The following is a 24,542-nucleotide window of genomic DNA, read 5'->3' as shown; positions in this document are numbered from 1 at the left end:
CTCCTGGAGGAGGCGCAGCCGGGCCGCCGCGTAGCCGCTGGGTCCCGAGTCCTCTACGTCCTTGTGCACGTCCGTGCTCGTCACCCAGCCGCTCCTGTTCTGTTCTTCGGTCAGAGCGCGTCCGGGCCGCGCTCGCCCGTCCGGACCCGTACGGCCGTTTCGACCGGCAGGGACCAGACCTTGCCGTCACCGATCTTGCCGGTGCGGGCCGCCTTGACGATGACGTCGATCAGCTGGTCGGCGTCGTCGTCCTCGGCGAGGACCTCGATGCGGATCTTCGGGACCAGGTCGACGGTGTACTCGGCACCGCGGTAGACCTCGGTGTGGCCCCGCTGACGACCGTAGCCGCTCGCCTCGGTGACCGTCAGGCCGTGGACCCCGAAGGCCTGGAGGGCTTCCTTGATCTCGTCGAGCCGGTGGGGCTTGACGACGGCGGTGATGAGCTTCATGCGTCCACCTTCTTCGACTCGGCAGCGGCCGCGACGGAGACCTTGGCGGAACCGCCGCCCGCGCCGCTGAAGTCGTACGCGGTCTCGGCGTGCTCGGCCTGGTCGATACCGGAGACCTCTTCGTCCTCACTGACCCGCATACCGATGGTCTTGTCGAGGAGGAAGGCGAGGACCGCGGAGGCGATCAGGGAGTAGGCGAGGACGGCGAAGACACCGGCGCACTGCTTCCAGAACTGGTCCATGCCGCCGCCGTAGAAGAGGCCCTTGACGTCGGACTGGCCCTTGCCGCTGGCGAGGAGGCCGATCAGCAGGGAGCCGATGACACCGCCGACCATGTGGACACCGACGACGTCGAGCGAGTCGTCGTAGCCGAACTTGTACTTCAGACCGACGGCCGCGGCGCAGGCGACACCGGCGACGACACCGACGACGATCGCGCCGATCGGGCTGACCGCACCACCGGACGGGGTGATGGCGACCAGGCCGGCGACCGCGCCGGAGGCGGCGCCCAGCGTGGTGAACGCGCCGTGCGCGATCTTCTCGTAGGCGAGCCAGGCGAGCATGGCGGCGGCGGTGGCGATCTGGGTGTTGACGAACATCAGGGAGCCGACGCCGTCGTCGTTGCCGAGCCAGGAGCCGGCGTTGAAGCCGAACCAGCCGAACCACAGGAGGCCCGCGCCGAGCATGACCAGCGGGAGGCTGTGCGGGCGCATCGGGTCCTTCTTGAAGCCGACCCGCTTGCCGATGACCAGGATCACGCCGAGCGCCGCGGCACCCGCGTTGATGTGGACCGCCGTACCACCGGCGAAGTCGATCACACCGAGCTCGAAGGCCCAGCCGCCGGTGCCCCAGACCCAGTGCGCGACCGGGAAGTAGACGACCGTCGCCCACAGCAGGACGAACAGCGACCAGGCGCTGAACTTCACGCGGTCGGCGATCGCTCCGCTTATCAGGGCGGGGGTGATGATGGCGAACATCATCTGGAAGACCGCGAAGGCGAGGACGGGGATCGTGTACCCGGACCAGATGTCGCCCTTGTCGATTCCGGTCCAGCCGAAGAAGTCGTTCTCCCAGCCGATGAGCGAGCCATGGTCGGTACCGAACGCCATGGAGAAGCCGTAGACCACCCACAGGATGGTGACGATCCCCATGCTGATGAAGCTCATCATCAGCATGTTGAGGGTGCTCTTGACGCGGACCATGCCTCCGTAGAAGAAGGCCAGACCCGGGGTCATGATCAGCACCAGAGCGGAACAGATCAGCATGAAGCCTGTGTTGGCCACGGACAGCTTGTCCGCGGCGAGCGTGATGGCTGGTGCCATCGGCGTCTCCTCGTCGTAGGTACGGCCCCGTGCGGGCGAAGCCAGAGCGGGATTGAGGGGTGGGCCGGTTATGCGCCATGAGATTGGCGCAGCGCGGTTTCGGTGGAAGCCCCTCGTTGTTTCGCCGGGGTGACGAAGACGCCTTGCGTGTTACGCGTCGATGAACTGGCGGATATGGGCCGCGCCGATCGTTATCGTGGCGCAACCTTCGTAGAAGGAAGGAAACCGGCCGCGGTCGGCCTTCCGATGACCTGGCATGGGGGAGCCGAGTCGGGCAGTTCGGGAGGGCCGGCCGCGGCCGGGGTTCAAGGGATTCAGACGGCTTCCGCGGTCTCCGGGAGCTCCACGGCGAGCTTGTCGGTGAGATCCACGACCTCGGCGAGATCGCCGAAATCGCGTACGGCCGTGTCCACCGTCTTTCGAATACGAGTGTTGACACGCTCGGAGCGGACCTTCTTGGCGATGTGCATGGCCTGTTCCGCCAGCACAGTGCTCTGCTCGGGCTCGCGCCGCAGCAGGTGCACGGTGGCCATGCCGATGAGATTGAGTGCGTACGACCGCTGGTGCTCGCTGTCGCCCGAGAAGAGCTCCACGGCCCGCTGCATGAGGGGCTCGGCCAGCGAGGCGTAGGTCGGGCTGCGACCGGCGACGTAGGCGAGGTCGCGGTAGGAGTGGGAGTTCTCGCCGTACAGCTCGGCCTCGGAGAAGAAGCGGATCCAGTCGGGGTCCGGCTCGTCCCAGTCGTCCGCGTCGGCGAAGGTGTCCTCGGCCATCCGGACCGCCCGCTTGCACTTGCCGGGCTGGCCCATGTTGGCGTAGGCGCGCGCCTCCATCGCATACAGCATGGACTGGGTGCGCGGGCTCGCGCAGTCCCGGCTGCCGTACTGCGCGAGGTGGATCAGCTCCAGGGCGTCCTCGGGCCGGCCGAGGTGGATCATCTGGCGGCTCATGCTGGACAGGACATAGGAGCCGAGCGGTTTGTCACCGGCCTCCTTGGCCGCGTGCAGGGCGAGGACGAAGTACTTCTGGGCGGTGGGCTGGAGCCCGACGTCGTACGACATCCAGCCCGCGAGCTCGGCCAGCTCGGCGGCGACCTTGAACAGCTTGCGGGTGGTCGCCTCGGGCTGGGGCTCCTGGAGGAGGTCGGTCACCTCGTGCAGCTGGCCGACGACGGCCTTGCGGCGCAGTCCGCCGCCGCACTGGGCGTCCCACTGCCGGAACATCACGGTCGTGGACTCGAGGAGGTCGAGCTCGGGGCGGGAGAGCCGGCCTGCCCGGCGGGCGGAAGCAGGGTCGGGTTCGCGGTGCGGGGTGCCGGGTGAGCCGGGGACCAGCCAGCGCTGCATGGGCTCGATGAGGGACGGGCCCGCGGACAGGGCCAGCGAGGTCCCGAGGAAGCCGCGCCGCGCCAGCATGAGGTCGCTGCGCGAGAACTCGCTGAGCAGGGCCACGGTCTGCGGGCCCGTCCAGGGCAGGTCGACCCCGGTCGCGGACGGTGACTGGCGGGCGGCGCGCAGTCCGAGGTCCTCGACGGAGACGACGCATCCGAACCGCTCGGAGAACAGCTCGGACAGGATCCTGGGGATGGGTTCGCGGGGATTCTCGCCGTCCAGCCAGCGGCGCACCCGCGAGGTGTCGGTGGAGATGTGGTTGGCCCCCAACTGGCGGGCCCTGCGGTTGACCTGGCGGGCGAGCTCGCCCTTCGACCAGCCGCTGCGCACGAACCAGGAGGTGAGCAGCTCGTTGGGGCGCTTGTCGGCCTGAGAGCTGGTCTGCGCGGCGCTCCCGGTGCCCGTCCCGCTTCCGCTGTTGCCGCCCACTGGAACGCCCCCATCCCTGAGTCCACTTGTCGCCGAGTGCGCCAAGCCTTATCAGAATGCCGGTAAATACGGCCGTTCGTCCGGCAGTTGTCAGCCTTCGAACGGGGAACCGACTTGCCTCCGGCATACCCACAAGTGCATGTGCCCCCAGGACTCGTGCACTCAAAGTAATCCTACGATCACGCGTCCAGCCATGGCGATCCCGGAAACGCCACCATTCGCCACCCCTTCGAATGAACTCACGGTCGCCTCCACACGATTCACTTGACATAGACCGAGCGGGGGTGGGCGGAGCGGTGCACTCAGGGGCGCGTATGACCCAGCGCACCACCCGGGGCACTTCCGAGCGCCGCCATCGCCCGGAAGAGGAAACGGAGAGTGACTGGCCGCGTCCGTCTCGTAACCACCGGCGCGGTGAACCCGTTGGAGGGGGCATGGGCTTCACGATCGGCGGTATTCGGGAGATTCGTTCCGGTACGCGCAGGCGCGGCCGCTCCTCGGAGTGCACCGCCGTCGCCGAGTTCACCGGACTCTGGGGCTGGGATGTCGTCCCGGGCGCGCGGGCCGCGGCGGGCGCCTGCTCCTGCGGCCGCCCCGACTGCCGTCGACCGGGCGCCCACCCGCTGGACTTCGCGCCCCAGGTCCCGGCCGGCGCCACCCTCGACGACGTGTCCAAGGCGTGGGGCGAGTTCCCCGGCGCCTCGGTGATGCTGCCGGTCGGGCGATCCTTCGACGTCATCGAGGTCGCCGAACCCGCCGGGCGCCGCGCCCTGGTCCGCCTGGAGCGCATGGGCCTGCCCCTCGGCCCGGTGACGGCGACCCCCGAGGGCCGCGCCCAGTTCTTCGTCGCCCCCGGCGCCGCGGCCGACCTCACCGAACTCCTCTACCGCATGGGCTGGGACGACGCGACCTCCCTGGACCTGCGCGGCCTCGGCCCCGGCACGTACATCACGGCTCCCCCGTCGGACCGCGGCGGCCTGGGCCCGGTCCAGTGGCTACGACCACCGTCCCTGGACACGGCGACGAAGCCGCCGGCGGCCCGTCTGCTCCTGGGCACCCTGGCGTACGTGGCACACCGGTCGCGCGCATAGCCGTACCCGGCGAAGGACCCCGTCCGCATCTGCACCATGCGGCGGGGTCCTTCTTTCTCCACGGACCAGCGCGACCATGAATTGAGGAACCACGACGGCGAGCACCCGGTCCGCGAGAGCGGCGCCGGCTTAGGCGCACAAAGGTGCAGCGCCCGCTCCCAACTGCACCTTGGGGGCGGGCGCTTCTTCGCGCCGACCGATGTCGGCAACCGGCCCTTACTCGCCGATCAGCGCATCCACGAACGCCTCCGGCTCGAACGGCGCCAAGTCGTCCGCGCCCTCTCCGAGGCCGATCAGCTTGACCGGCACGCCCAGCTCCCGCTGGACCGCGACCACGATGCCGCCCTTGGCCGTGCCGTCCAGCTTGGTCAGGACGATGCCGGTGATGTCGACGACCTCGGCGAAGACACGGGCCTGCACCAGGCCGTTCTGTCCCGTGGTGGCGTCCAGCACGAGCAGCACCTCGTCGAGCGGCGCGTGCTTCTCCACGACCCGCTTGACCTTGCCGAGCTCGTCCATGAGCCCGGTCTTGGTGTGGAGGCGGCCCGCGGTGTCGATGAGGACCACGTCGACCCCCATCTCCTTGCCCTCCTTCACCGCGTCGAAGGCGACCGACGCGGGGTCGCCGGCCTCGGGCCCGCGCACGGTGTGGGCGCCCACCCGCTCGCCCCAGGTCTGGAGCTGGTCGGCGGCGGCGGCCCGGAAGGTGTCGGCGGCACCGAGCACGACGGTCCGCCCGTCGGCCACGAGCACGCGCGCGAGCTTGCCGGTGGTGGTGGTCTTGCCGGTGCCGTTGACCCCGACGACCATCACGATGCCGGGCTTGCGGTCGTCCGGCTCGGTCCTGACCGTGCGGTCGACCTCGGTGCCGACCAGCTTGAGCAGCTCCTCGCGGAGCAGTCCGCGCAGTTCGTCGGGGGTGCGGGTGCCGAGCACCTTCACCCGCTCGCGCAGCCCGTCGACCAGCTCCTGGGTGGGGGCCACGCCGACGTCGGCGGTGAGGAGGGTGTCCTCGATCTCCTCCCAGGTGTCGTCGTCGAGGTGCTCGCGCGACAGCAGCGTGAGCAGCCCCTTGCCGAGCGCGTTCTGCGAGCGGGAGAGCCGGGCCCGCAGCCGGACCAGGCGTCCGGCGGTGGGTTCCGGGATCTCGATCCCGGCCGCCGCCGGGAGCTCTTCGGTGACGGGCGGCGCGGAGCCGTCCGGGAGATCCACCTCCTCAATGGTCCGGCGCGGTTCGTCGCGCGGCGTCTCGGCCTCGTCGCCGACGTGCGGCTCGGCCGGAGGGGCGGTGATGTCGGGCGCGGCGGGGGGCGGCGGGGGCAGCGGCTTCTTGCGCCGGCTGCCGACGACGAGCCCGCCGAGCACACCGAGCACGACCACGGCGATGACTACAGCAAGGATGACGGTTTCCATAACGCCCCCCAGTATCCATCCCTCCCCCGCGAGGGCTCCCTGGAGGACGCAGGCCCCGCCCGAGGTCGTTTCATCCCATATATGGTGATTCACCATGAGTGCCCTGGAAACCCACGGCCTGGAACCGGTGCCCGAGGCCGAGCGCACCGCACGGACCAGGGACCTGTTCCCCACCTGGGTCGCCGCCAACATCACCGTCCTCCTGCTGACCGTGGGCGCGAGCCTGGCCGTGACGTACGGCCTCAACTTCTGGCAGGCCCTGACCGTCGGCGTCACCGCGCCGGTGCTGTCGTACGGCCTGGTCGGGCTGATCGGTGTCGCGGGCAGGCGCGGGGGCGCTCCCGGCATGGCCCTGTCCCGCGCGGTCTTCGGTCAGCGCGGGAACCTGCTGCCCGGGGCGCTGATCTGGGTCGCCCGCTGGGGCTGGGAGACGATCAACGCGGTGACGGGCGCGTACGCCCTGCTCACCGTCCTGGACATCCTCTTCGGCGTCCCGAGCGGCACCGCGCTGATCGTCGTGACGCTGCTGCTCTTCGTGGCCGCGAGCTTCGCGATCTCCGGCCTCGGCATCCGGGCCCTGCGCAGGTGCACGACCTGGGCGACCTGGCTGTTCGGCGCGTTCTCCGTCCTGGTGCTGGCCCGTCTCGTCGTCGAGACGGACTGGAGCGAGGTCTTCGGACGGGGCGCGGGACCGGCGTCGGCGATGATCACGGGGATCGGGCTGGTCGCCGCGGGCGGGATCAGCTGGGTGCCCACCTCTCCCGACTTCACGCGCTATCTGCCCGGTACGGCGTCCTCGGCGGCGATCGTACGCAACACGGTGTGCGGTGCCGGGGTGGTCGTGCTGCCGATGGTGCTCATGGGCATGGTCATGGCCTCGGCGACCCCGGACCTGGCCTCCGCCCCGGACCCGGTCTCCTTCCTCGGCGAGATCCTCCCGCTCTGGCTCGCCGTCCCCTACCTCCTGACCGCCCTGGTCGGCACGCTGCTGATCAACTCGATGTCGATGTACTCCGCGGGCTTCACCGCGCAGACCCTCGGCTTCCGGGTCCCGCGCCCGTGGGCGGTCTCGCTCAACGCGCTGATCTCCCTGGTCCTCGGCGGCATCCTCATGCTGGCCGCGAGGAGCTTCATGGGCACGTTCGTCGCCTTCCTCTCCCTCCTCGCGGTGGCCTTCTCCGCCTGGGCCGGCGTCTTCGGCGCGGACATGCTCCGCCGCACGGAGTACGACGGCGAGGCCCTGCTCGACACGACCCGCACCGGCGCCTACTGGTACCGGCGCGGCTTCAGCCCGGCCGCCGTCACCGCGTGGGCGGCCGGCCTCGGCGCGGGCCTCCTCTTCACCACCTGCGACTGGTTCACCGGCCCGCTCGCCACGAACAACCCGGTCGGCGCGTACGGGCTCGGCTGGGCGGCGACGATCGTGACCTCGGGGCTGCTGTACGCGGTGCTGCCGAAGCCTCCGGTCGCCGAACCCGCGTCCGGCGAGCCCGCGGCCATGGCCATCTGACGCACCGTCAGCTACCGTCCCCCGCACCAACCGCCCGGTGAAGGAGGACCCCCATGCCCGTGACGGTCGTCCGGTTCAACCTCGTCGAGCCCGGCGCCACGCCCGCCTCCCTCGGCGCCCGCTACCGGGCCGCCCTGGACATGGCCGCGTACGCCGACGAGCACGGCATCACCACCGTGCAGACCGAGGAGCACCACGGCGTCGACAACAACTGGCTGCCCTCGCCGTTCGCCTTCGCGGGCGCGGTGTTCGGAGCGACAAAACGCATCGCGGTCACGGTCTCCGCGGTCATCGGCCCGCTCCACGACCCGCTGCGCCTCGCCGAGGAGATCGCCGTCCTGGACCTGCTGAGCGGCGGCCGGCTGGTGACGGTCGCCGGGATCGGGTACCGCCCCGAGGAGTACGCCCTGTTCGACGTGGAGTGGCGGCGCCGGGGCCGGATCCAGGACGAGCTCCTGGAGACCCTGCTCAAGGCCTGGACCGGCGAGGAGTTCGAGTACCGCGGTCGTACGGTACGGGTCACCCCGCGCCCGCTCACCGACCCGCACCCGCTCCTCCTGGTCGGCGGTTCCTCCAAGGCCGCGGCCCGGCGAGCCGCCCGTCTCGGCCTGCCCTTCTTCCCCAGCGCGCATCTGCCGGAGCTGGAGGCGTACTACAAGGAGCGGCTGGTCGAGTACGGCACCGACGGCTGGACCATGATGCCGACCGCCGAGACTCCGCTGCTGCACATCGCCGAGAACCCGGACGAGGTGTGGGACCGCCACGGGGAGCACTTCCTGCACGAGGCCCGCACCTACGCCTCCTGGCAGTCCGGCGACATCCGCTCGGCGGTACGTTCGGCGGCCACGTCGGTGGACGAACTGCGCGCCGAGGGCGTGTACCGCGTCCTCACCCCGGACCAGTGCGTGGACCTGGGACTCGACAACCTCGTCCTGCACCCGCTGGTGGGCGGGATGCCGGTGACGGAGGGCTGGCGGAGCCTACGGCTGTTCGCGGAGCGGGTGCTGCCGGCACTGGACGGTTGAGCGGGGCCGTATCCGGGGGGCGACGCGGACCCCGCGATGGTCAACTGAGCCCATGAGCTTGTTGGTGGAAGTGTTCGTCCGCGAGCCGGACGGCAGCCGGCGGATCCTCGACGTGCCCGACGACGTGTACCAGTCCGGCGGGTTCGAGTCGTGGCGTACGACGGTGTGGGGCTCGGAGTTCGTGCGCTCGCTCGGTGCGCGCTTCCTGCCGGTGCTGGCCGAGGAGGACCTCTTCGTCGAAGCCGAGGACGTGCCGGCGTTCCGCCGCGAGGTGGCGCTGCTGCGCTCCCGGCTCGACGAGGTCGCCCACGGCACGCAGCGGCCGCGGACCGTCGAGGAGCACCGGCACGAGATCGAGATCCGGCTGCTGATCATCGAGGCCGGCATCCGCAAGGCGGAGGAGATCGGCGGCGGCGTCCTCATCTGGTGACCCCGTACGACTCCGCCGCCCCCGGTCCAGGCGGTTGCCGGAGCGGGGGCGGCGGAAGAGCGGGGAGAGGGGCGGCGGGGTGTTGGCCCCTCCCCCCGGGCTCGTGGGTGGGCCGTCAGCCCATCTCCTCCAGCTTCTTGCCCTTCGTCTCCTTGACGTACTTGAGGACGAACGGGATGGAGAGCGCGGCGAAGACCGTGTAGATCACGTAGGTCGCGGAGAGGTTCCAGTCGGCCAGCGACGGGAAGCTCGCGGTGATGGCCCAGTTGGCGATCCACTGCGCGGAGGCGGCGACGCCCAGCGCGGCGGCGCGGATCCGGTTCGGGAACATCTCGCCGAGGAAGACCCAGACGACGACACCCCAGGACAGGGCGAAGAAGAGGACGAAGACGTGGGCCGCGATCAGGGCGGTCCAGCCCTGGGCGGCGGGCAACTTGCCGTCGACCAGGTCGAAGCTGAACGCCCAGGCCTCCAGGCCGAGGCCGATGACCATGCCGACCGAGCCGATGAGGGCCAGCGGCTTACGGCCGACACGGTCCACGAAGATCATCGCGATCACGGTGCCGACGATGTTGATGATCGACGTCGTGAAGGAGTAGAAGAACGAGTCCGTCGGGTCGACACCGACCGACTGCCACAGCGTCGAGGAGTAGTAGAACGCGACGTTGATGCCGACGAACTGCTGGAAGACCGACAGCCCGATGCCGACCCAGACGATCGGCCTGAAGAAGAAGGAGCCGCCGAGCAGGTCCTTGAAGGACGACTTGTGCTCGCTCTTCATCGCGTGCTCGATCTCGGCGACGCGGGCGTCCAGGTCGATCTTGTCGCCCTCGACCTCGGCGAGGATCTCCTGGGCCCGCTCGTGCTTGCCGACGGAGATCAGGAACCGCGGGGACTCCGGGATGGCGAAGGAGAGCAGACCGTAGAGCACGGCCGGGATCACCATGACGCCGAGCATGACCTGCCAGGCCTCGAGACCCATCAGCTTGCCGCGCTGGTCGCCGCCGGCGGCGTTCAGCAGGCCCCAGTTGACCAGCTGCGAGATCGCGATGCCGATGACGATCGCGGCCTGCTGAAAGGAACCGAGACGGCCGCGGTAGGCCGGCGGGGCGACCTCGGCGATGTAGGCGGGGCCGATGACCGAGGCCATACCGATGGCGAAGCCGCCGACGATCCGCCAGAACGCGAGGTCGTACAGCGCGAAGGGCAGCGCCGAGCCGACCGCGCTGACCGTGAACAGGACGGCCGAGATCTGCATGCAGCGGATCCGGCCGATGCGGTCCGCGATGCGTCCCGCGGTCGCCGCACCGATGGCACAGCCGATCAGGGCGATGGCGATGACCTGAGCCAGGGCCGCGGAGCCGATGTCGTAGCGGTCCCGGATGGCCTCGACCGCGCCGTTGATCACGGAACTGTCGTAACCGAAGAGGAAACCGCCCATCGCGGCCGCCGCCGCGATGAAGATGACGTGCCCGAGATGATCGGGATGAGCCGCTGCGGCTCCTGACTTCTGCGCCTGTGATGTGCTGCTCACGTTCAACTCCTCGGGCCACCGGCGACGGTGCCGGTTACATGCAACATGCACGAGACTATGCCTTCAAGTTTCGAAGTCAAGGAGCGAGGAGGTGTGAGAAAAGAGGCACAGGTGACCAACATGTGTTCAAGTCTTGAAGAATTGAAGCCCGACTAGCGCAGCCGCTGGCTGATGACCTTCGACACCCCGTCGCCCTGCATGGAGACGCCGTACAGCGCGTCGGCGACCTCCATGGTCCGCTTCTGGTGCGTGATCACGATGAGCTGCGAGGCCTCCTGCAGCTCCTGCATGATGCGGATCAGCCGCTGGAGGTTGGTGTCGTCGAGGGCGGCCTCGACCTCGTCCATGACGTAGAACGGGCTGGGCCGCGCTTTGAAGATCGACACCAGCAGCGCCACGGCGGTGAGGGACCGCTCGCCACCGGAGAGCAGGCTGAGCCGCTTGACCTTCTTGCCCGGGGGCCGCGCCTCGACGTCGACGCCCGTGGTGAGCATGTTGTCGGGGTCGGTGAGGATCAGCCTCCCCTCGCCACCCGGGAACAGCCGGCTGAACACGCCCTCGAACTCCCGCGCGGTGTCCCGGTAGGCCTCGGTGAAGACCTGCTCGACCCGCTCGTCGACCTCCTTCACCACCTGAAGCAGGTCCGTGCGGGTCTTCTTCAGGTCCTCCAACTGCTCACTGAGGAACTTGTGCCGCTCCTCCAGCGCGGAGAACTCCTCCAGGGCGAGCGGATTGACCTTGCCGAGCTGCTGATAGGCCCGCTCGGCCGCCTTCAGCCGCTTCTCCTGCTCGGCCCGGTGGAACTGCTTGGGCAGATTGCGCGGATGCTCCGGGTCCTCGGGCAGCTCCTCGCCCTCGGCGGGCGGCGACGGCGGTACCAGCTGGTGGGGGCCGTACTCCTCGATGAGCCCCGCCGGTTCGACGCCCAGCTCCTCCAGCGCCTTGGTCTCCAGCTGCTCGATCCGCATCCGCTTCTCGGCCCCGAGCACCTCGCCCCGGTGCACGGAGTCGGTGAGCTTGTCGAGCTCGGCCTTGAGGTCACGGCCGGTGGCGCGGGCGGCGGTCAACTCCCGTTCCCTGAGCGCCTTGGCGGCGTCGGCGGCGGTCCGCTCCGCGTCGGCGCGGGCGAGGGACACCTCGACGTGCGCGAGCAGTTGCCGGGTGCCGGAGGCGACGGCCTCCGCGACGGCGGCCTCGTGCCGCAGCCGGGCCCGCCGCTGTTCGGCACGCGCGCGTGCCTCGCGCTCCGCTCGGGCGGCGCGGTCCAGGGAGTCGGCCCGTCCCGCGAGCCCCTTGACCCGCTCCTCATGCGTACGGACCTGGAGGCGGGCCTCCATCTCGGTCTGGCGGGCGTTGGCCCCGTCGGCGGCGAGACGGTCCCGTACCGACGTGTCGGGCTCCTCCTCGACCGGCATCTCCTCGGCGACGGCCAGGCGTTCGGCGAGTTCCTCGACCTCTTCGAGGGCCCTCTCCAACGACTCCTGCGCCCGTGCGGCCGCCGCAGTGGACCGCTCGGCCTCACCGGCGGCGCCCTTCGCCTGGCCGGCGAGGCGGCCGAGCTGCTGGGCCACGGCCGACTTCTCACGGTCCGCGGCCCGGCGGCGCTCTCCGAGCTCCTCGACGAGGCCGGCGCATGTCTTTCGGTTTTCTACGGCCGTGTGCTGGGCCTCGGTGAGTTCCTCGCAGCGGATCGCGAGGTCTTCGAGTTCCGCCGCCGCTTCGTCGACCGAGGCCTGTACTTCGAGGAGGCTCGGGGCGCCCGCGGAGCCGCCGTGGGCGAAGTGGGCGCCGAGGAGGTCGCCTTCTTCCGTGACCGCGGTGAGGTGGGGGTTGGCGTAGACGAGGTCTTCGGCGTCTTCGAGGGTGCCGACGATCACCATGCCGTGGAGGAGGCGTCTTACTGCGGGGAGGAGGTCGGAGGGGGCGCGGACGAAGTCTGCCGCGTGCTGATGGGTGGCGTCTGCGGGTCCGTCGTGGCTGGTCGCGCCCCGCGGCGGAGCCGCAAATGGATGCAGTCCCGCGCCCCTGGGTGGGTCTGCTTCTCCGGCGACCAACAGTGATGCCCGTCCTCCGTCCTGCTTGCGCAGCAGGCGGATCGCTTCTGCCGCCGCCGCGGGTGAGGTCACCGCCAACGCGTCCGCCGCCGCGCCGAAGGCCGCCGCCAACGCCACTTCGTGGCCCGGTGTCACCGTCAGGAGTTCCGCCGCCGGACCCAGCAGGCCGGTGAGGCGGTCCTTGGCGCCGAGCAGCGCTCCCGTACCGTCCTTCCGCCGGAGCCCCAGCGCCAGCGCCTCATGGCGGGCCTGCGTCGCCGCGCGTCTGCGTTCCGCCGCCGTGGCCGCCTCCCGGGCTGCGGTGAGGGCTGCTTCCGCCTCGGTCAGCTGCCGCTTGGCCGCCCCGTGCTGCTCCGCCAGCTCCGCGTCGCCCGCGTCCAGGCCGTCCACCTCGGCCTTGAGCGCCTCGTACTCCTCCTGTGCGGCGAAGGCACGTTCCTGTGCCTCGTCCCTCGCCGCGGCCAGGCGGTCGATCTCGGCCTGGGCGGAGGCGGCACGGGAACGGGCCGCGTTGACCTGGCCGTTGAGACGGGCAAGGCCCTCTCGGCGGTCGGCGATGGCCCGGGCCACGTCCTTGAGCCGGCGTTCTTCCTGTTGCAGCGCGCGCTCCAGATCGGCGCGGTGCGCGACGGTGTCCTCCAGGGCGCGCTCGGCCGCCTCCAGGGCCGCCTCCAGCTCGGCCTCCTGTTCGCGGATCCGCGCGGCCTCGCGCTCCATGTCCTCGGGGTCACGGCCCCGGCGCTCCTCGGGCGGCGCCGATGTGGCGCTCTTCACGCGCGCGTCGGCCAGCGAGATCGTGCCGCGCACCCGCTCGGCGAGCTGGGAGAGCTCGTACCAGGTCTGCTGGGCCCGCTGGAGCCGGGGCGTGAGCTGTCGGACCTCGTCCTCCAGGAGCGCCTCGCGCTGGAGCGCCTTCTTCAGCTCCTGCTCGGCGGCCTCCTTGCGCTCCTTGAGCGCGGCCTCGTCCGCGACCTCGGTCTGCAACGCCTGTCGCAGTCGTACGAGATCGTCGGCGAGCAGCCGCAGGCGGGCGTCCCGGAGGTCCGCCTGGATGACGGCCGCCCTGCGGGCCACCGCCGCCTGTCGTCCCAGCGGCTTCAACTGCCGCCGCAGCTCGTCCGTCAGGTCCTGCACGCGCGCGAGGTTGGCCTGCATCGCGTCCAGCTTGCGGAGGGCCTTCTCCTTGCGCTTGCGGTGCTTGAGGACGCCCGCGGCCTCCTCGATGAAGGCGCGGCGGCCGGTGGGGTCGGCGTGCAGGACGGAGTCGAGCTGGCCCTGGCCGACGATGACATGCATCTCGCGGCCGATGCCGGAGTCGGAGAGCAGGTCCTGGATGTCGAGGAGACGGCAGGTGTCGCCGTTGATCTGGTACTCGCTGCCGCCGTTGCGGAACATGATCCGCGTAATGGTGACCTCGGCGTACTCGATGGGCAGCGCCCCGTCGGAGTTGTCGATGGTCAGGGACACCTCGGCCCGGCCGAGCGGCGGGCGGCCGGTGGTGCCGGCGAAGATGACGTCCTCCATCTTGCCGCCGCGCAGCGACTTGGCGCCCTGCTCGCCCATGACCCAGCTGAGGGCGTCGACGACATTGGACTTGCCCGAGCCGTTGGGCCCCACGACACACGTGATCCCCGGCTCGAACCGGAGCGTGGTCGCCGAGGCGAACGACTTGAACCCGCGGAGGGTCAGGGCCTTGAGGTGCACGCCGCTGGACTCTACCTTCCGGGGGTGTCTCACTCCATGAACGCGCTCTCCCCCGCGGTTTCACCCTTGAACACGCAGGGCACACCAAACGTTAAAGAGGGTGAAAGGATGCGCGGGGCAAGAAAGAAGGGACGCCGAAGCGTCCCTTGCAAACTCTGACAACTTAGCGGTTGATACGGGCCGCCCGAACACTGCGTGAGCTGTCGTGGAGCGATGCAGCGATCAGGTGAGCGCAGGCTCCGCCTGGTGTGCGTCGATGCTCTCCATGATCCTGTCGTGAGAAGCGGCAGCCGCGAGCGCGTCGTTCTCCGCCTGGATCCGTACGAGCTCGGATTCCAGGTCCTGGACGCGCTGCTGGAGCCGTCGCATCTCGGCGAGGAGTCGAGGGTCGGAGCCGCCGACGTAACCGAGAAGCGCCTTTGCCATGATGGATGGTCCTCCACACTGAGTGACCGACCGAAGCGGTGTGGGTCGTGAGGGATTCGCACCCGCGGTGCTTGACACTTTTGAGTTCGTGGTGCCGTTCAACCATGCCAAACAGCTAAGGTGCGCGGGGTGCTTTCAGCGTCTCACCAAAAAGTTTGACGGTCAACACGATCACGCCCCGTATTGGTGGGCAACCCGGTCCGGCGCGGCCTGGAACGGCGGCGCTGCGGCGTGCTCGGGGCCCCCGGGGCGTGGCGATCAATCTTAGGTGCGGAGCCTGCCACGGCAGGCGCTTCTTGGCAACCACCAGCACCTTTCTGCTGGGGGCACGTGCCGGTGGCACGTCCGTCCGCTTCCGCCTGGGCGGTTTTACAGAAACGTCTCATCGGATGGCGAAGCCGTCGTAACCCCCGCGGGGTGTGTCCCAGATCTCGGTGACGCCGTCCACGCGGCCGGGCGTGTCGTCACCCAGGAGCCACTCCAGGAGTCCTTGGCACCCCTTGCGCGGTCCCTCCGCGACCACTTGGACCCGTCCGTCGTCCAAATTGAGAGCAAAACCACTCAGGCCGCCGATCTCAAGGGCCTTCGCCCGGGTGAACCAGCGGAAACCCACACCTTGGACGCGTCCGCGCACCCAGGCGACCAGTCGTACATCCTCGCTCATGGGTGCAACCTAACCGGCCAATGTCTCTCCGGACACTCCTTCCTCTGGCGCCATGCGGTACTGTCCGCTGCCAATGAATCTCATACGAAACTCACTCGATCGTGTGGGTTTCGTGACTTTGGTTGGCCGGGGGGACGCGTCGACCGCACAAACAAGACGAGGAAGGCAAGGACATGGGACGCCACCGACGCTCCGCCGCCGGCCGCGCCGCCACGGGCCGCGCCACGGGGGTCACAGAGACATACAGCTCCCACCGGAGCGGCTTCGACCCGCAGGACTCGTACAACTTCGCCTCGGTGGGCACCGCCCCCTACCTGACCCACGAGGAGCCGGACCCCTACGCGCGCAGTGACGCCTACCTGTTCGCGTCCGAGGAGGAGTACGCGCTGTACCGGGGCGAGGACTACACGCCCGCCGACGGCCCCCGGCGCGCCGGCTCGCACCGCCGGCGCAAGAAGAACCTGGTCACGCCGGTGAAGACCGGTCTGCTCGGGGTCTCCGCGGCCGTCGCGATCGGCACGGTCGCGGTCGCCACCGGGGTGGTGCCGGGCCTGGACAACTACAAGATCGGCGGCAGCACCAAGACCGGCGGCGATGTGCAGGCCGCCGGGTCGCCGACCAACTCGCCCGCCGAACAGGGCGGCACCTCCGGCAGCGCCGCCGAGGGCCGCGAGGACGGCAGCTCCACCAGCCGCGACGCCGAGCGCTCCGCCTCCCCCGCGCCGGCCCCGTCCACCTCGACGGCCGCGCCGACCGAGAAGCCGACGAAGAAGCCGCAGGCCACCACCCCCAGCAAGAAGCCGAAGGCGACTCCTCCGCAGAAGGAGCGGGAGCCGGCGAAGAAGGAGACCACCGCGCCGGTGGAGGTCTCCACGGAGGCCGCGGCCGCCGCCGAGGTCCTCCAGCTGGTGAACGTCGAGCGGGCCAAGGTCGGGTGCAGCCCGGTCTCCGCCAACAGCGCACTGGCCGACCTGGCCGCGGACTTCAGCAAGGCCATGGCCGCGCAGGGCTTCTTCGACCACACCGACCCGAGCGGCGCCTCGCCGTGGGACCGGGCCGCGCAGGCCGGGATCACCAGCCTCGGCGGCGAGAACATCGCCCGGGGCCAGTCCGACCCGGCGGCGGTCATGGAAGCCTGGATGAACAGCCCCGGCCACAAGGCCAACATCCTGAACTGCGACTTCAAGACGCTGGGCGTGGGTGTGGTCTTCGGTTCCGGCGGCCCGTGGTGGACGCAGGACTTCGGCTACTGACGAAGCCTCTCGACAGGTTGCACTAACTTGCGGTTAGTGCAACCTGTCGGTTAGCGCTGTACGCTTGTGATATGGACATCACGCAGCAGCCCCAGGAGGCGCGGGACCTCCCGTACGACGTGTTCGCCAAGGCCTGCCCCTCGCGCGGCACCCTGGAGCACGTGACGGGCCGCTGGGGCGGACTCACCCTCGGCGCCCTGTACGAGGGCTCGCTGCGCTTCAACGAACTCCGCCGCCGGGTCGACGGCGTGAGCGAGAAGATGCTCTCCCAGACGCTCCAGGCGCTGGAGCGCGACGGCCTGGTGCACCGCGAGGCCCAGCCCACCAACCCGCCCCGGGTGGACTACGAGCTGACGCCGCTCGGCCATGAGGTCGCCGAGCGCCTCCTGGGCCTCATCCACTTCGTGGAGGGTCGCATGGACGACGTCCTGGCCGCCCGCGAGCGCTACGACGTGACGCGCGGCGCCCGCTGACACCGCGGGCAGAAGTAGCTGGACCGGTTCATCCAGGGCCGCCGGCGCATCGGCGTACCGCACCGCTTGCAGGGCAGCCCCTCGCGGCCGTACGCGTCGAGGGACCGGTCGAAGTACCCCGACTCACCGTTCACGTTGACGTACAGGCTGTCGAAGCTGGTGCCGCCGACCTCCAGGGCCGCGTTCATCACATCCCGTACGTGGCCGAGGAGTTCGGCGGTGCGCGGGCGGGTGAAGCCGGCGGTCGGGCGCTCGTAGTGGATGCGGGAGCGCCAAAGGGCCTCGTCCGCATAGATGTTGCCGACCCCGCTGATCAACGACTGGTCCAGCAGGGCCCGTTTGATGGTGGAGCGCTTGCGGCGCAGGGCCTGGTGGAAGGCCTCGTCGTCGAAGAGCGGGTCGAGGGGGTCGCGGGCGATGTGCGCGATGACGTCGGGCAGCCCGTCGGGGGTGTTGTCGTGCAACGACAGTCCGCCGAAGGTGCGTTGGTCCACGAAGCGCAGCTCGGTGTCGACCTCGTCGGCGAACCTGACGCGGATCCTGAGGTGCTTCTCGTCGGGCGCCGCGTGCGGCTGCACCAGCAGCTGACCGCTCATCCCGAGATGCGCCAGGATCGACTGGTCGGTGTCCTCCAGCGGCAGCCACAGGTACTTGCCGCGCCGGCTCGGGGTGCCCACGCGGTGCCCCTTGAGCCGGTGCGCGAAGTCGTCGGCGCCGGCCAGGTGGCGCCGTACCGCACGCGGGTGCAGCACCTCGGCCTCGGCGACCGTACGGTGGGCGACCCACCGCTCCAGACCGCGCCGTACGACCTCGACCTCGGGCAACTCGGGCATGGGGCTCCCCCGTCACGGACCGGTGTATGAGCCGAGCGCCCGCCCCCGGTGTGCTGGGACAGGCGCTCGACCGCGCTGTGCTTCAGGACGCGCTGTTGCCAGGCGTCAGGCGGAGACGGACGACGGACCCTCGTCGTCGTCCTCGGAGGCTTCGACGGCTTCGGCGATGTCGACGGCCTTCGCCGCCGCCGCCTTGGCTCGCTCGTCCGCGGCGGCCCGGATGGACCTCCAGGCGGACTCCGCGGCCTGCTGCTCCGCCTCCTTCTTGCTGCGGCCGGTGCCGGTGCCGTACGAGACGCCTCCGACGCGGGCGGCAGCAGTGAAGGTCTTCTCGTGGTCGGGGCCGGTCTCCGTGACCAGGTACTCGGGCACACCGAGTCCTTCGGTCGCGGTGAGCTCCTGGAGACTGGTCTTCCAGTCCAGGCCGGCACCGAGGTTGGAGGACTTCTCGATCAACGGATCGAACAGCCGGTGGACGAGCTCGCTCGCCGCATCCAGACCCTGGTCGAGATAGACAGCGCCGATCACCGCTTCCAGGGTGTCGGCGAGGATGGACGCCTTGTCCCGGCCGCCCGTGCCCTCTTCACCACGGCCGAGCCGGATGAAGGAGCCCAGGTCGAGCCCACGGCCGACCTCCGCCAGCGCACGCGAGTTGACCACCGCGGCCCGCAACTTGGCCAACTGGCCTTCGGGCAGGTCGGGGTGGGTGGTGTACAGCGTGTCCGTGACCACGAGCCCCAGCACGGAGTCCCCGAGGAACTCCAGGCGCTCATTGGTCGGCAGACCGCCGTTCTCGTACGCGTAGGACCGGTGGGTCAGTGCACGCACCAGAAGGGCGGACTCGAGCTTGTACCCGAGCCGCCCTTCCAACAGCGTGTGGGACGAGGCCTGGTTGTCGCCCGAGTTCTTCTTCGGAGTGGACACAGTGCCTCTCACCAGCCGCTCAGACCTCGAGGACCTGGCGCTTGTTGTAGGTGCCACAAGCGGGGCACGCGATGTGCTGCAGCTTGGGCTCGTGGCAGCGCTCGCACGCAACCAGGGTGGGGACCGCAGCCTTCCACTGCGACCGGCGGTGGCGCGTGTTGCTGCGCGACATCTTCCGCTTCGGAACAGCCACGGCTACTTCTCCTGCTTCTCGTCGACGCCCGCTTCCGCGTCAGCGCCGCTCATCTCGTCCTTCTCGCCGTCTTCGAGTGAACCGGCGAGTCCCTGCAGTGCCGCCCAACGGATGTCGACGGCGTCATGGTGGTGGTCCGGGTCGTCCGTGAGCCGCGCCCCGCACTCGGAGCACAGGCCCAGACAGTCGTCCTGGCACACCGGCTGCATCGGCAGTGCGAGCACCACCGCATCACGCAGCACGGGTTCGAGGTCGAACAGGCCGTCCTCGATGAAGAGCCTGTCCTCGTCTTCCTCGGCGTCGTCGACCGGTTCCGCTTTCACACGGCCACGGTCGTCGGCGTCAGGGTACGAGAACATCTCCTGGAAGTCCGCTTCGAGCTCCAGCTCCAGCGGCTCCAGACACCTTACGCACTCCCCCTTGGCCCGTGCACGGGCGGTGCCTGTGACAAGCACCCCTTCCATGACCGACTCAAGGCGGAGTTCGAGCTCGACCGGGGCGCCTTCCGGCACTCCGATCACTCCCTGGATCCCGAGATCCTTGGGGGCGTCGATCTCACGGGTCAGGCGCTGCAGCGCGCCAGGACGCCGCCCCAGCTCGTGTGTGTCGAACACGAGAGGGTTGCGGTGGTCGAGGCGCGCGTTGGAAGCCATTCCTGCTTTCGATCTTCGAGCTCAGAGGGACGCCGCCCTTCGGTGTTCCCGGGCAGCGTTGATCGCGGACGTACGCGCGACCGAAGAGCCAGGATACTGGACCTTTCGCTCACGGCCCAATCCGGTGGTCCCTCACCGGTTCCTCACTGGCCGCGGCCCTGCTCGTACGCCCTCAGCTGCTCCGGCGTGATCATGCCGGTGTCGAAGAGGCTGGTCTCGTCCAGGGCGTAGGACTGCTGCGCCTGCTGCGGCTGCTGGGCCTGGTTCGGGTCGTAGGCCGGCTGCTCCTGGTCGTAGCCCTGGTAGGCGTAGGGATCGGCCTGCTGGTAGCCGTACGGGTCCTGCTGGGCGTACGGGTCGGGCTGCTGCTGGTAGCCCGCGTAGGCGTCGGTCTGCTGCTGGTAGCCGTACGCCGCCTGCTGGGCGTAGTCCTGCTGCTCGGCCGCGGCGCCCGCCGCCTGGGCCGCGTGGGCCGCCGCCCGGCTGTCCTGCTCGGCGAGAGCGGCGAGGTCGGCCAGGTAGTCGGCGTCGCTGGAGTGCTGGACGGTGGACAGGTCGTCGGCGAGGGCGCCGAGGTCGTCCGTGGCGATACGGCCGTGCAGCTTCTGCCGGCCGCGGCCGACCGCCTCCAGGGTCTTGGCGAGGACCGCCTCGAAGGCGCCGAGCTTGGCGTCGACGTAGGAGTCGGCGTCCTTGCGCAGGGTCTCGGGGTCGTGGCTTCGCTCGGGGGCGTCCTCGTCCTCGTAGCCGTTCTCGTCGAGGCCGGGACCGGTGCCGAGGAGCTTCTCGCGGCCACGGCCGACCGAGCCGAGGGTCTTGGTGAGGACGACCTCGAAGTTGGCGAGCTTGGAGTCGACGTAGTCGTCGGCCTCGGCGCGGACCTCCTCGGCCTCCTGGCGGGCCTCGCTGAGGATCCGGTCGGCCTCGGCCTGGGAACGGCGGGCGATCTCGGTGTCGGAGATCAGGGAGCCGCGCTCGGCGTGTGCCTGCCCGATGATCCGCTCGGCCTCCTGGCGGGCCTGCTCGACCATCTGCTCACGGTCGCCGATCAGCTCCTGGGCCTGCGCGAGGGAACCCGGCAGGGCCTGGCGCACCTCCTCCAGCAGCGCGAGCAGTTCGGCGCGGTTGACCATCACCGAGGCCGACATGGGCATCGACCGGGCGCCGGAGACCGTGGCCACGATCTCGTCGAGCTTCTTCTGCACGTCCACCTGTGCTCGCCACTCTCTACAGCTGTGTTGGAGACGGACGGGACGACTGTAGCCCCATCAGCCTTTGCGGAGGCGCTCGTTCAGCGCTTCCAGGACCCTCGGGGGCACCAGGTGGGAGACGTCTCCGCCCCAGGTGGCGACCTCCTTGACGAGCGAGGAGGACAGGAAGCTGTAGGTGGGGTTGGTCGGCACGAAGAGGGTCTCGACACCGCTGAGGCCGTTGTTCATCTGGGCCATCTGGAGCTCGTAGTCGAAGTCGCTGACCGCGCGCAGGCCCTTGACGATGGCCGGGATGTCGCGTTCCTTGCAGTAGTCGACCAGCAGGCCGTGGAAGGACTCCACGATCACGTTGCCGTACTCGGCGGTGACCTCGCGGATCAGGTCGATCCGCTCGTCGATCTCGAAGAGGCCCTTCTTCGATTTGTTGATCATCACCGCGACGTAGACCTCGTCGTACAGCCTGGAGGCGCGGGAGATGATGTCGAGATGTCCGTTGGTGATCGGGTCGAACGACCCGGGACAGACGGCGCGGCGCACTTGAGATCCCTCGCTCTCCGGTCCGGTCATCGTGCGTCTTCGCACGCAGAGGCGTTGTCGCCCGTGGCGGCGCGACCGTACCAAAACGTTCCCTCGCCGTAGCGACGGGCCTTGACCGCCTCGAAACCGGGCGGCCAGGCGAATTCGCCCCCTCTGGTACTGCGCTCAACGGTGACCAGGGCCTCGGGCGCTAGCCAGTGTTCGGTACGGAGTGTGAGGAGAATCTCGCGAAGATCGTGATCTGAGACTCGGTAGGGCGGGTCGAGAAAGACGATGTCGTACGGCTGCGCCGGCGCCGGTTGTTGAATGATCTGCTCCGCCTTGCCCGCCCGTACCTCGGCGCCGGGCAGGCCGAGGCTCTTGACGTTCTCCCGGATGGTGCGCGCGGCTCGCGCGTCGGCCTCGACCAGGAGGGTGTGGCTCGCGCCGCGGGAGAGGGCTTCCAGACCCACCGCTCCCGAGCCCGCGTACAGGTCGAGGACCCTCTCACCGTCCAGGGGACCGCCCAGGAGGGACTGCCAGGTGGAGAGGAGGCCTTCTCTGGCGCGGTCGGAGGTGGGGCGGGTGCCATTGCCTGGCGGGACTGCGAGTCGGCGTCCGCCGGCCCGGCCGGCGATCACGCGGGTCATCTTCGGTCCTTGCTCGGGGAGTGGTTACGGCTTCAGTTTCTCAGCCCTTCTCCAGGTACTGCTCCCTCTCCTCGTCCAATAGCGCGTCCAGGGCTGTGCGCAGGCCGGGCAGTGCCGTCAGCTCCGGGTCCGCCTCCACCACCGCCGTCGCCTCCTGCCTCGCCTCCGCGATGATCTCCTCGTCCTCGATCACGGCGAGGACCCGCAGGGAGGTCCGGGCGCCCGACTGGGCCTGGCCGAGGACGTCGCCCTCCCTTCGCTGCTCCAGGTCGATGCGGGAGAGCTCGAAGCCGTCCAGGGTGGAGGCGACCGCGTTCAGACGCTGGCGAGCCGGGCTCGCCTCCGGCACCTCCGTGACCAGCAGGCACAGGCCCGCCGCAGAGCCCCGGCCGACCCGGCCGCGCAGCTGGTGGAGCTGGGAGACGCCGAAGCGGTCGGCGTCCATGATGACCATCGCGGTGGCGTTGGGGACGTTGACGCCGACCTCGATGACCGTGGTGGCGACGAGGACGTGGGTCTCGCCCGCGGCGAAGCGGCGCATGACCGCGTCCTTGTCGTCGGGGTGCATCCGGCCGTGCAGGACCTCGACCCGGAGACCTCGCAGCGGGCCCGCGGTGAGCTGGTCCGCGATCTCCAGGACCGCGAGCGGGGGGCGCTTCTCGGCCTCGTCCTCCGCGGACTTCCTGCCCTTCTTCGGGTCGTCCTCCTCGTCGCCGATGCGGGGGCAGACGACGTAGGCCTGGTGGCCGTTCTCGACCTCTTCGCGGACCCGCTCCCAGGCGCGGCTGAGGAAGTGGGGCTTGTCGGCGGCGGGGACGACATGGCTGGCGATCGGGGAGCGGCCGGCCGGGAGCTGGTCCAGGACGGAGGTCTCCAGGTCGCCGAAGACCGTCATCGCGACGGTGCGCGGGATGGGGGTGGCCGTCATGACGAGGAGGTGGGGCGGTTGTTTGCCCTTTCCGCGCAGGGCGTCCCGCTGCTCGACCCCGAAGCGGTGCTGTTCGTCGACCACGACCAGGCCCAGGTCCTGGAACTGCACCTTGTCCTCGATCAGCGCGTGCGTGCCGATCACGATCCCGGCCTCGCCGGTGACGAGGTCCAGCATCGCCTGCCGCCGCGCGGCGGTCCCCATGGACCCGGTGAGCAGCACGACCTTGGTCCCGTGCTCGGACCCACCGAGCATGCCGCCCTCCGCGAGCTCGCCCATCATCTCGACGATCGAGCGGTGGTGCTGCTGGGCGAGCACCTCGGTGGGGGCGAGCATGGCGGCCTGCCCGCCCGCGTCGACGACGGCGAGCATGGCGCGCAGGGCCACCATCGTCTTCCCGCTGCCGACCTCTCCCTGGAGCAGCCGGTGCATCGGGTGGTCCGTGGCCAGGTCGTCGAAGATCTCCTTCGAGACCTTCTGCTGGCCTTCGGTGAGGGTGAAGGGGAGGCGGTCGTCGAAGGCGGTGAGGAGGCCGTCCGGAGCCGGTTTCCGCGGGATGGCCGGGAGTTGGGCGTCCGCGTGGCGGCGGCGGGCCAGGGCCACCTGGAGGACGAAGGCCTCGTCCCACTTGAGGCGGGCGTGGGCGTCGGCGATGTCGGCCTTGGTGTGCGGGCGGTGGATCTTGAGGAGGGCTTCGGGGAGGGTGACCAGGCCCCGGCCCTCACGGAGGGACTCCGGGAGCGGGTCCAGCGCCTCCTGGGCACTGGGCAGGACCGTCTGGATCGCCTTGCCGATCTTCCAGGACTCCAGCTTGGCGGTGGCGGGGTAGATGGGGATCAGGGCGCCGGCCCAGGTCTCGACGGTTTCCTCGGCGTCACCGCGCAGCAACTCGTAGGCCGGATGCGCCAGTTGGAGGCGGCGGTTGAAGAGGGAGACCTTGCCGGCGAACATCGCGCGGGTGCCCGGCAGGAGTTCCTTGTGCGGCTTGTGGACTCCGCTGCCGAAGAAGACCAGTTGGAGGCGGCCGCTGCCGTCCGTGATGGTGACCTCCAGACGCTGTCCCTTGCCGCGCGGAGCCTTGGCGGAGGCGAAGCTGTGCAGGCGGGCGTCGGCGACCTGGGCGACCACGGTGACGTGCTCGTCCAGGGGGAGGTCGGCGAGGTGGGTGAGCTGCCCCCGCTCCTCGTATCTGCGCGGGTAGTGGTGCAGGAGATCGCCGACGGAGTGCAGGCCGAGGTGCTCGGCCATCACCTTCGCGGTGGCGGGGCCGAGCACCTTCTTCAACGGTTCTTCCAGTGCGGGCACGAGATCCATTGCACACCACGCCACTGACATTGCCGTATACATGCTGGGAAACCCCTGGTCAGACGGCTGGTTGGGGACTTAGGATGGCGCGCTCCGGCCATCCCCCGCGGTCACCGCCCCACCCGGGACCGCCCGACCCCGCGCCGCGCGAACGTTCCCCC

The 24,542-nt window shown here is 70.0% G+C and carries 22 protein-coding genes; 6 read left to right on the top strand and 16 right to left on the bottom strand.

Annotated features, from left to right (window positions below; translation table 11 throughout):
• Positions 1-110: 110 nt before the first annotated feature.
• From ACFULQ_RS35620 to ACFULQ_RS35610, 3 genes are all read right to left on the bottom strand, one after another.
• The gene (locus ACFULQ_RS35620) at positions 111-449 is read right to left on the bottom strand and encodes a P-II family nitrogen regulator (protein WP_383551999.1); all 339 of its coding nucleotides are present in this window, start codon (positions 447-449) and stop codon (positions 111-113) included.
• Positions 446-1,771 (bottom strand): ammonium transporter, encoded by a 1,326-nt coding sequence (locus tag ACFULQ_RS35615; protein ID WP_383551997.1) that lies wholly within the window; start codon positions 1,769-1,771, stop codon positions 446-448. Before ACFULQ_RS35615 ends, ACFULQ_RS35620 begins: the two co-directional genes overlap by 4 nt.
• Before the next feature lie 314 nt (positions 1,772-2,085).
• A complete protein-coding gene (locus ACFULQ_RS35610; protein WP_383551995.1) occupies positions 2,086-3,591 on the bottom strand; it encodes a hypothetical protein in 1,506 nt (501 codons plus the stop codon).
• Positions 3,592-4,025: 434 nt separating this feature from the next.
• Between ACFULQ_RS35610 and ACFULQ_RS35605 the strand changes: the two genes are divergently transcribed.
• Positions 4,026-4,682: a bifunctional DNA primase/polymerase gene (locus ACFULQ_RS35605; RefSeq protein ID WP_383551993.1), complete on the top strand. Its 657-nt coding sequence runs from the start codon at positions 4,026-4,028 to the stop codon at positions 4,680-4,682.
• A gap of 216 nt (positions 4,683-4,898) precedes the next feature.
• Here the strand turns inward: ACFULQ_RS35605 and ftsY are convergent, their stop codons facing one another.
• On the bottom strand, positions 4,899-6,095 hold the full coding sequence (gene ftsY / locus ACFULQ_RS35600; protein ID WP_383551991.1) for a signal recognition particle-docking protein FtsY: 1,197 nt from the start codon (positions 6,093-6,095) through the stop codon (positions 4,899-4,901).
• A gap of 94 nt (positions 6,096-6,189) precedes the next feature.
• On the opposite strand from ftsY, the gene ACFULQ_RS35595 reads away from it, so the two are divergent.
• The 3 genes from ACFULQ_RS35595 to ACFULQ_RS35585 are packed head-to-tail and all read left to right on the top strand — an operon-like array spanning position 6,190 to position 9,060.
• Positions 6,190-7,605: a cytosine permease gene (locus ACFULQ_RS35595; protein WP_383551989.1), complete on the top strand. Its 1,416-nt coding sequence runs from the start codon at positions 6,190-6,192 to the stop codon at positions 7,603-7,605.
• A 53-nt stretch (positions 7,606-7,658) separates the two neighbouring features.
• Positions 7,659-8,630 (top strand): LLM class flavin-dependent oxidoreductase, encoded by a 972-nt coding sequence (locus ACFULQ_RS35590; protein WP_383551988.1) that lies wholly within the window; start codon positions 7,659-7,661, stop codon positions 8,628-8,630.
• 52 nt (positions 8,631-8,682) lie between these two features.
• A complete protein-coding gene (locus tag ACFULQ_RS35585) occupies positions 8,683-9,060 on the top strand; it encodes a hypothetical protein (RefSeq protein WP_383551986.1) in 378 nt (125 codons plus the stop codon).
• A gap of 115 nt (positions 9,061-9,175) precedes the next feature.
• On the opposite strand, the gene ACFULQ_RS35580 is transcribed toward ACFULQ_RS35585, so the two are convergent.
• The 4 genes from ACFULQ_RS35580 to ACFULQ_RS35565 form a co-directional block, all read right to left on the bottom strand.
• Positions 9,176-10,594 (bottom strand): sugar porter family MFS transporter, encoded by a 1,419-nt coding sequence (locus ACFULQ_RS35580; protein WP_383551984.1) that lies wholly within the window; start codon positions 10,592-10,594, stop codon positions 9,176-9,178.
• A 152-nt stretch (positions 10,595-10,746) separates the two neighbouring features.
• Positions 10,747-14,352, bottom strand: coding sequence for a chromosome segregation protein SMC (gene smc / locus ACFULQ_RS35575; RefSeq protein WP_383551982.1), 3,606 nt, complete (start codon positions 14,350-14,352; stop codon positions 10,747-10,749).
• Between the two features lie 222 nt (positions 14,353-14,574).
• Entirely contained in the window at positions 14,575-14,778 is a 204-nt protein-coding gene (locus tag ACFULQ_RS35570) for a hypothetical protein (RefSeq protein WP_016432419.1), read from the bottom strand.
• A 382-nt stretch (positions 14,779-15,160) separates the two neighbouring features.
• Positions 15,161-15,442 (bottom strand): acylphosphatase, encoded by a 282-nt coding sequence (locus tag ACFULQ_RS35565; protein ID WP_031041224.1) that lies wholly within the window; start codon positions 15,440-15,442, stop codon positions 15,161-15,163.
• 173 nt (positions 15,443-15,615) lie between these two features.
• On the opposite strand from ACFULQ_RS35565, the gene ACFULQ_RS35560 reads away from it, so the two are divergent.
• Both ACFULQ_RS35560 and ACFULQ_RS35555 read left to right on the top strand, forming a co-directional pair.
• Complete coding sequence (locus ACFULQ_RS35560) at positions 15,616-16,695, top strand: CAP domain-containing protein (protein ID WP_383551979.1); 1,080 nt, start codon at positions 15,616-15,618, stop codon at positions 16,693-16,695.
• A 71-nt stretch (positions 16,696-16,766) separates the two neighbouring features.
• Entirely contained in the window at positions 16,767-17,168 is a 402-nt protein-coding gene (locus ACFULQ_RS35555; protein ID WP_383551977.1) for a winged helix-turn-helix transcriptional regulator, read from the top strand.
• Here the strand turns inward: ACFULQ_RS35555 and mutM are convergent.
• The 8 genes from mutM to recG all read right to left on the bottom strand — a co-directional run bounded on the left by mutM (position 17,141) and on the right by recG (position 24,390).
• A complete protein-coding gene (gene mutM, locus ACFULQ_RS35550; RefSeq protein WP_383551975.1) occupies positions 17,141-18,001 on the bottom strand; it encodes a bifunctional DNA-formamidopyrimidine glycosylase/DNA-(apurinic or apyrimidinic site) lyase in 861 nt (286 codons plus the stop codon). The two genes, ACFULQ_RS35555 and mutM, sit on opposite strands and share 28 nt — an antisense overlap.
• Before the next feature lie 105 nt (positions 18,002-18,106).
• Positions 18,107-18,925: a ribonuclease III gene (gene rnc, locus ACFULQ_RS35545; RefSeq protein ID WP_383551973.1), complete on the bottom strand. Its 819-nt coding sequence runs from the start codon at positions 18,923-18,925 to the stop codon at positions 18,107-18,109.
• Positions 18,926-18,944: 19 nt separating this feature from the next.
• Positions 18,945-19,118 carry a 50S ribosomal protein L32 gene (gene rpmF / locus ACFULQ_RS35540; RefSeq protein WP_006139588.1) on the bottom strand — a complete coding sequence of 58 codons (174 nt, stop codon included), beginning with the start codon at positions 19,116-19,118 and terminating at the stop codon, positions 18,945-18,947.
• Between the two features lie 2 nt (positions 19,119-19,120).
• Positions 19,121-19,771, bottom strand: a complete 651-nt coding sequence (locus tag ACFULQ_RS35535; protein ID WP_383551971.1) for a YceD family protein — start codon at positions 19,769-19,771, stop codon at positions 19,121-19,123.
• Positions 19,772-19,914: 143 nt separating this feature from the next.
• A complete protein-coding gene (locus tag ACFULQ_RS35530; protein ID WP_383551969.1) occupies positions 19,915-20,982 on the bottom strand; it encodes an ATP synthase F0 subunit B in 1,068 nt (355 codons plus the stop codon).
• 57 nt (positions 20,983-21,039) lie between these two features.
• On the bottom strand, positions 21,040-21,519 hold the full coding sequence (gene coaD / locus ACFULQ_RS35525; protein WP_383552001.1) for a pantetheine-phosphate adenylyltransferase: 480 nt from the start codon (positions 21,517-21,519) through the stop codon (positions 21,040-21,042).
• A 26-nt stretch (positions 21,520-21,545) separates the two neighbouring features.
• Entirely contained in the window at positions 21,546-22,148 is a 603-nt protein-coding gene (rsmD, locus tag ACFULQ_RS35520; protein WP_383551967.1) for a 16S rRNA (guanine(966)-N(2))-methyltransferase RsmD, read from the bottom strand.
• A gap of 40 nt (positions 22,149-22,188) precedes the next feature.
• Positions 22,189-24,390 (bottom strand): ATP-dependent DNA helicase RecG, encoded by a 2,202-nt coding sequence (recG, locus tag ACFULQ_RS35515; RefSeq protein ID WP_383551965.1) that lies wholly within the window; start codon positions 24,388-24,390, stop codon positions 22,189-22,191.
• Positions 24,391-24,542 lie beyond the last annotated feature (152 nt).

It is taken from the genome of Streptomyces sp. NPDC057253 (assembly GCF_042669125.1).
GTDB lineage: Bacteria > Actinomycetota > Actinomycetes > Streptomycetales > Streptomycetaceae > Streptomyces.
Note: the sequence above shows the minus strand (reverse complement) of the source record. Positions and strands in the feature narration are given on the sequence as shown.